The organism is Novosphingobium sp. (assembly GCF_036820275.1).
In the GTDB taxonomy this organism is placed as follows: Bacteria; Pseudomonadota; Alphaproteobacteria; order Sphingomonadales; family Sphingomonadaceae; genus Novosphingobium.
The window spans coordinates 1-4,841 of sequence record NZ_DAISLT010000047.1; the positions used below are offsets into that span (position 1 = coordinate 1).

At 66.2% G+C, this 4,841-nt stretch carries 4 protein-coding genes and 1 pseudogene; 2 read left to right on the forward strand and 3 right to left on the reverse strand.

Translation table 11 applies throughout. The features are described from left to right. Position 1 precedes the first annotated feature (1 nt). Positions 2-1,636, forward strand: coding sequence for a GMC family oxidoreductase (locus tag V7066_RS24700; RefSeq protein ID WP_334185618.1), 1,635 nt, complete (start codon positions 2-4; stop codon positions 1,634-1,636). A gap of 9 nt (positions 1,637-1,645) precedes the next feature. On the opposite strand, the gene V7066_RS24705 is transcribed toward V7066_RS24700, so the two are convergent. After that, entirely contained in the window at positions 1,646-2,419 is a 774-nt protein-coding gene (locus V7066_RS24705; protein WP_334185619.1) for a helix-turn-helix transcriptional regulator, read from the reverse strand. 151 nt (positions 2,420-2,570) lie between these two features. Between V7066_RS24705 and V7066_RS24710 the strand changes: the two genes are divergently transcribed. Then, positions 2,571-3,689 (forward strand): acyl-CoA dehydrogenase family protein, encoded by a 1,119-nt coding sequence (locus V7066_RS24710; RefSeq protein ID WP_334185620.1) that lies wholly within the window; start codon positions 2,571-2,573, stop codon positions 3,687-3,689. Between the two features lie 213 nt (positions 3,690-3,902). Here V7066_RS24710 and V7066_RS24715 read toward each other — a convergent pair whose 3' ends face one another. Together V7066_RS24715 and V7066_RS24720 are read right to left on the reverse strand one after the other, a co-directional pair. Beyond that, positions 3,903-4,667, reverse strand: a complete 765-nt coding sequence (locus tag V7066_RS24715; RefSeq protein WP_334185621.1) for a ThuA domain-containing protein — start codon at positions 4,665-4,667, stop codon at positions 3,903-3,905. Positions 4,668-4,671: 4 nt separating this feature from the next. After that, positions 4,672-4,841: pseudogene (locus V7066_RS24720) on the reverse strand (aromatic ring-hydroxylating oxygenase subunit alpha); the annotation flags it as partial.

Consider the following 4,841-nt stretch of genomic DNA (forward strand, 5'->3'; position numbering starts at 1 on the left):
GATGGCCAAAGCCTGGAACTACATCATCGTCGGCGCCGGTTCGGCGGGCTGCGTCATGGCCGAAAGGCTGAGCGCCGATGGCCGCACGCAAGTGCTGCTGCTGGAAGCGGGCGGCCCCAACGACAGCTTCTGGGTCACCTTGCCCAAGGGCGTGGCCAAGCTGGTCAAGAAGCCGGAACACATGTGGGCCTATCCGGTCTCCCAACCGCGCGAGGAAGGCGCCAACGAGGGCGGCGGCGAAGTCTGGATCCGGGGCAAGGGCCTTGGCGGCTCATCCTCCATCAACGGCATGATCTGGAGCCGCGGCGAACCGGCGGACTACGACGCCTGGGAGAGCGACGCGGGCGCCGCCGGCTGGAACGGCGCCAGCATGACGGCGGCATTCCTCGAACTGGAAGACCACGCCGCCGGGGCTTCGCCGATGCGCGGCAGCGGCGGCCTCGTCCATGTCGATCCGGCGTGTTTCAAGTATCCGCTGGCCGAGCGCATGATCGAATCCGGCGAGGCGCTGGGACTGAAGCGCGTGGACGACCTCAACGCCGCAATCGGCCCGCGCGTCGGCTATTACAGCCACAATATCCGGGGCGGGCGGCGCGAATCCTCGGCACGGACTTATCTGGCGGCGGCACGTGGAAGGCCGAACCTGACGGTCGTGACCGGCGCGCTGGCGGAGCGGATCGTCTTCGACGGCACCCGCGCCGTGGGCATCGACGCCGTGGTGAACGGCCAACCGCAACATTTCGCCTGCTGCGGCGAGATCGTGGTGAGCGCGGGCGCGATGGAAAGTCCGCTGCTGCTCCAGCGTTCCGGCATCGGCGATACAGCGCGGCTGAAGACGGCAGGCATCGCCCCGCTGGTCCATTCACCCGACGTGGGGGAGAGGATGATCGAACACCTGTCGATCTCGCTTCCCTACCGGCTGGAGCATGGCCGCGGCACCAACCGCAGCTTCTTCGGCGTGGGGGCCGCCATGGCCATGCTGCGCTATCTGCTGCGCCATGACGGCGTGCTGGCAACCGGGCCGTTCGAAGTCGGCGCGTTCTGCAACGTCGCCCATCCCGACGGGCGCACGGACGCGCAGTTCTATCTTGGCGGCTACACCTTCAAGGTCGGCGACGACAAGGACCCGGTCCCGCTCGACAAGATCGATCCGCGCCCCGGCGTGACCATCTACGGCCAGCTCCTACGCCTCACCAGCGAGAGCGCGGTGCGGGCTACAGGTCCGAGCAGCGGCAATCCGGCGGATATCCGCCACAATTTCCTGACAACCGAGCACGACCGACGCTCCGCTATCGCACTGGTGCGCAAGATGCGCGCCTCCATGGCCGAGGCGCCGCTGGGGCAGATGGTCGGCGCGGAACTGGTGCCCGGCGCGGAAATCGACAGCGACGCGGCCATTCTCTCCGCTTTCCGCCACCTGTCGAGCTGCGGCCTCCACGCCATCCGCTCCTGCCGCATGGGCAGCGATCCGGCCGCCGTGGTCGATCCGCGCCTGCGGGTGAACGGCGTCACCGGCGTGCGGGTGGCGGATTGCTCGGTGATGCCCGGCCACGTGACCGGCAACACCAATGCCCCCGCCATGGCACTGGGCCTGAGGGGGGCGAAACTGATGCTGGAGGACCGGATTACGTTCTGATGCGGTCCATCAGTTGTGCAGCGAGATATAGCCCAACTGCGCGGCCTTGAAGACCGTCTGGCTGCGGTTCACCGCGTTCAGCTTGGTCGCGGCGTTGTGGATGTGGAACCGCACCGTCGCGCGGCTGCGCGACATGATCATGCTGATTTCCAGATCGGTCTTGCCGATCGCCGCCCAGCGCAGGCACTCGACCTCTCGTTTCGACAGGCGTGATTCCGGCGGCAGCGCCTGGGTCGAACCCATCACCTGCACATAAGTGGCGATGAAGGTGCGGGCGTAGAGCCCTAGCGCGTCCGACAGGCGCAGGAAATCCTCCGAAAGATCGGTGCGCTCCTTGTCCAGCGGGTTGAAGCTCACGGCGCCGATCTGGCCGAACGGGAGGTGCACCGGCACGGCAATGCAGGCCCGCGTCATCGCGCGCTGTTCGAAATTGGCGATGTCGATCGACTGGAGATAGGAATTCGGCTCGCGCGTGTGAAAGCCCTGCGCATTGGCCCAGAACGGCTGTCCTTCGAAACGGCAGGCCGTGGTCAGCGGAGAATCGAGCGCAATGCGCGAATTGCGCCACCACACACGTTCGTCATCGCCCCAGCCGAACACTTCGATGGCCAGCACCTTGCCCTCTCCATCCACCGGCGTACGCTTGTCGGCAATGTCGTGCGCAGGCGCGGCGCGGTAGCCGAGGTCCATGGCGATCTTGTGCAGGGCCTCTGCCGCCGGTCGGATATCCGCCGGGGAAGCCACGCGCACGGCGTCTATGTTTTCCTGTGACAACAGCGACATGTTTTTCCTCTCTTGGCCCGGAGCGTAACGCGTCCCGCCGGGGTGCACAATTGCCCGAAAGCCGAAAAACGCTGCTCCCAGCCTAGCCTTTTGCCCAGCGGAGATGGGCCCACGGCAGGTGCTACATCCGTGTGACAGACGGGAGAGGCATGTGAATTTCGATCTCAGCGAAGACGAGGAAATGCTCCAGGCGCTGACCGAGCGCTTCGTCACCAACACATACGATCACACCACCCGCCGCCTGTTTCTGGCGGAACCAAACGGTTTTTCGGGCAAGAACTGGGCCTTGCTGGGCGAACTGGGCCTGATCGCCGCCCCGTTTCCCGAGGAACTGGGCGGCCTCAGCCTGGATGCCACCGGCATCGCCACGATATTCGAGGCACTCGGGCGCGGCATGGTGGTGGAGCCGCTGGCCGAAGCCTCGGTGCTGGCCGGAAGCCTGTTCGCGCGGACCGCGCCTGAGAAACTGCGGGACGAATGGCTGGACGGGCTGCTCACCGGCGAAAGGCGCCTCGCCCTCGCCCATGCCGAAGCGAAAGCACGGGACGGGCTGACGTGGGTGGAAACCGCTGCCTTGCCCGAGAACGGCGGCTATCGGCTGGAGGGTGCGAAGCCCTACGCCGTCGCCGGTGGCGGCGCGGACGGCTATCTCGTCTCCGCCCGCCTGTCCGGCATGCCCGCGGATACGGAGGGCGTGGCGCTGTTCCTCATCCCCGCAGACACACCCGGCCTGTGCCGCCGCGAATGGCCGTTGGCGGACGGGTCTATTGCCGCCTCGCTCGTTCTTGAGGGTGTCTCCGTGCCCGAAAGCCACCGGCTCGACGGCGACCTCGCCGCGATCGAGGAGGCGCAGCAGGTCGCCGCGCTGGCCCGCTGCGCCGAAGCGCTCGGCATCATGGAGCGCCTGTTCCACGACACGCTGGACTATCTGCGCACGCGCGACCAGTTCGGCGCGGCGCTCGGCTCGTTCCAGGCGATCCAGCACCGCATGGTCGCGCAATATGCCGCCATCGAGCAGAGCCGGGCGCTGCTGAACCTGGCCCTGGTCTCCTGGGGCGGCGACCGCTTTGCCGAGGCGGTGAGCGGCGCGCGGGCCTGGATCAGCGAGGCCTCGATCGCGCTGGCACACGAGATGGTGCAGTTCCACGGCGGCATGGGCGTGACCGACGAACTGGCCATCGGCGCGGGTCACAAGCGCCTTCTGGTGCTTTCCCGCTGGCCGGAGGGGCCGGAGGCGGCGCTGGATCGCTATGCAAGGTTGTTGAATTGAAAGGCAGAAGGAAGGGCCGGCCAGCTCACGGCCCGGCCCCTTCTCATCTTCCGTCACCCTGAACTTGTTTCAGGGTCTATCGTGCGGCGTAACTGGAGGCCTCAGGTTTTCTGCGCCGCGCCTTCGGTTTGCGGATCAAGCCACTGCGCTGCCGTCCAGATGGACCCTGAAACAAGTTCAGGGTGACGAGTATGGGAAGGGCAGCGTATTCCGCTACTCCTCCCGCTGCTTGATCCAGCCGATACCCCGGCGCAGCAACTCGTAGAACACCGGCAGGTCCCAGGCACAGCGGTCCACCGTCGGCCACCAATCGAGCATCGGTTGCAGGTCGTAATGGCCCCGACAATGGCCGAGCGTGTTATAGAGCACCGCGCCCTTGCCGTGCCGCTTGATGTACATCACCGGATGCGTGCCGATGGCGTCGGCCGCCTCCACGAAGCCGGTGCCCTCCTCGCTGCATTCGGTCTCCAGCAACACGTGCAGGTCGCCGTGGCATTCCATGTGGTAGAGTTCGTCGGTCGTATCGAACGGCTCGATCCCCTCCACCAGAGGATGACCGGGATCGGCCACCGTCACGGTATAGGGCGCGATCGGCGGGTGGCTGACGAACTGGCTGCCCAACAGGTCCATGAACAACGGCGCCCAGCGCGGCGCGTCCCAGAGTCCGTTCTCCAGCAGGCGCAGCACCGAATTGGTGCCGTGAAGCGCATACCAGCGCCCACCGGCCGAAAGCCAGTCGCGCAGCACCTCCTGCGCCGCCAGTGAGGGCGTGACGTCGCAGGTATACGTGATCAGCACCGAGGCCGAGCGGATCGCGTCGAGATTCTCGTAATCCTCGAACACGCGGGTCCGTACCGAAGGATCCTCGGCCAGCAGCTTCAGCAATTCCAGCCGGGCAAAGTCCATGTCGTGCCAGACCCCGCCGCAGATCAGCACGCAGTCGATGCGCGGCGGGCGGCTTTCGGCGGTTTCGCTCATGTGGTCAGGCCATCCCTTCGGGCACGGTCTGGCCCAGTTCGCCGTCGATGTACTTCATCAGCGTATCCTGGAACTGGCGGATGCGGATTTCCTGATAGTTGCCGAGGTTCACCTTGCCGGTCTTCGAGGCATGGAGTCCCTCCTGCACGAAAGGCAGGTTGTCCATGTCCTGTT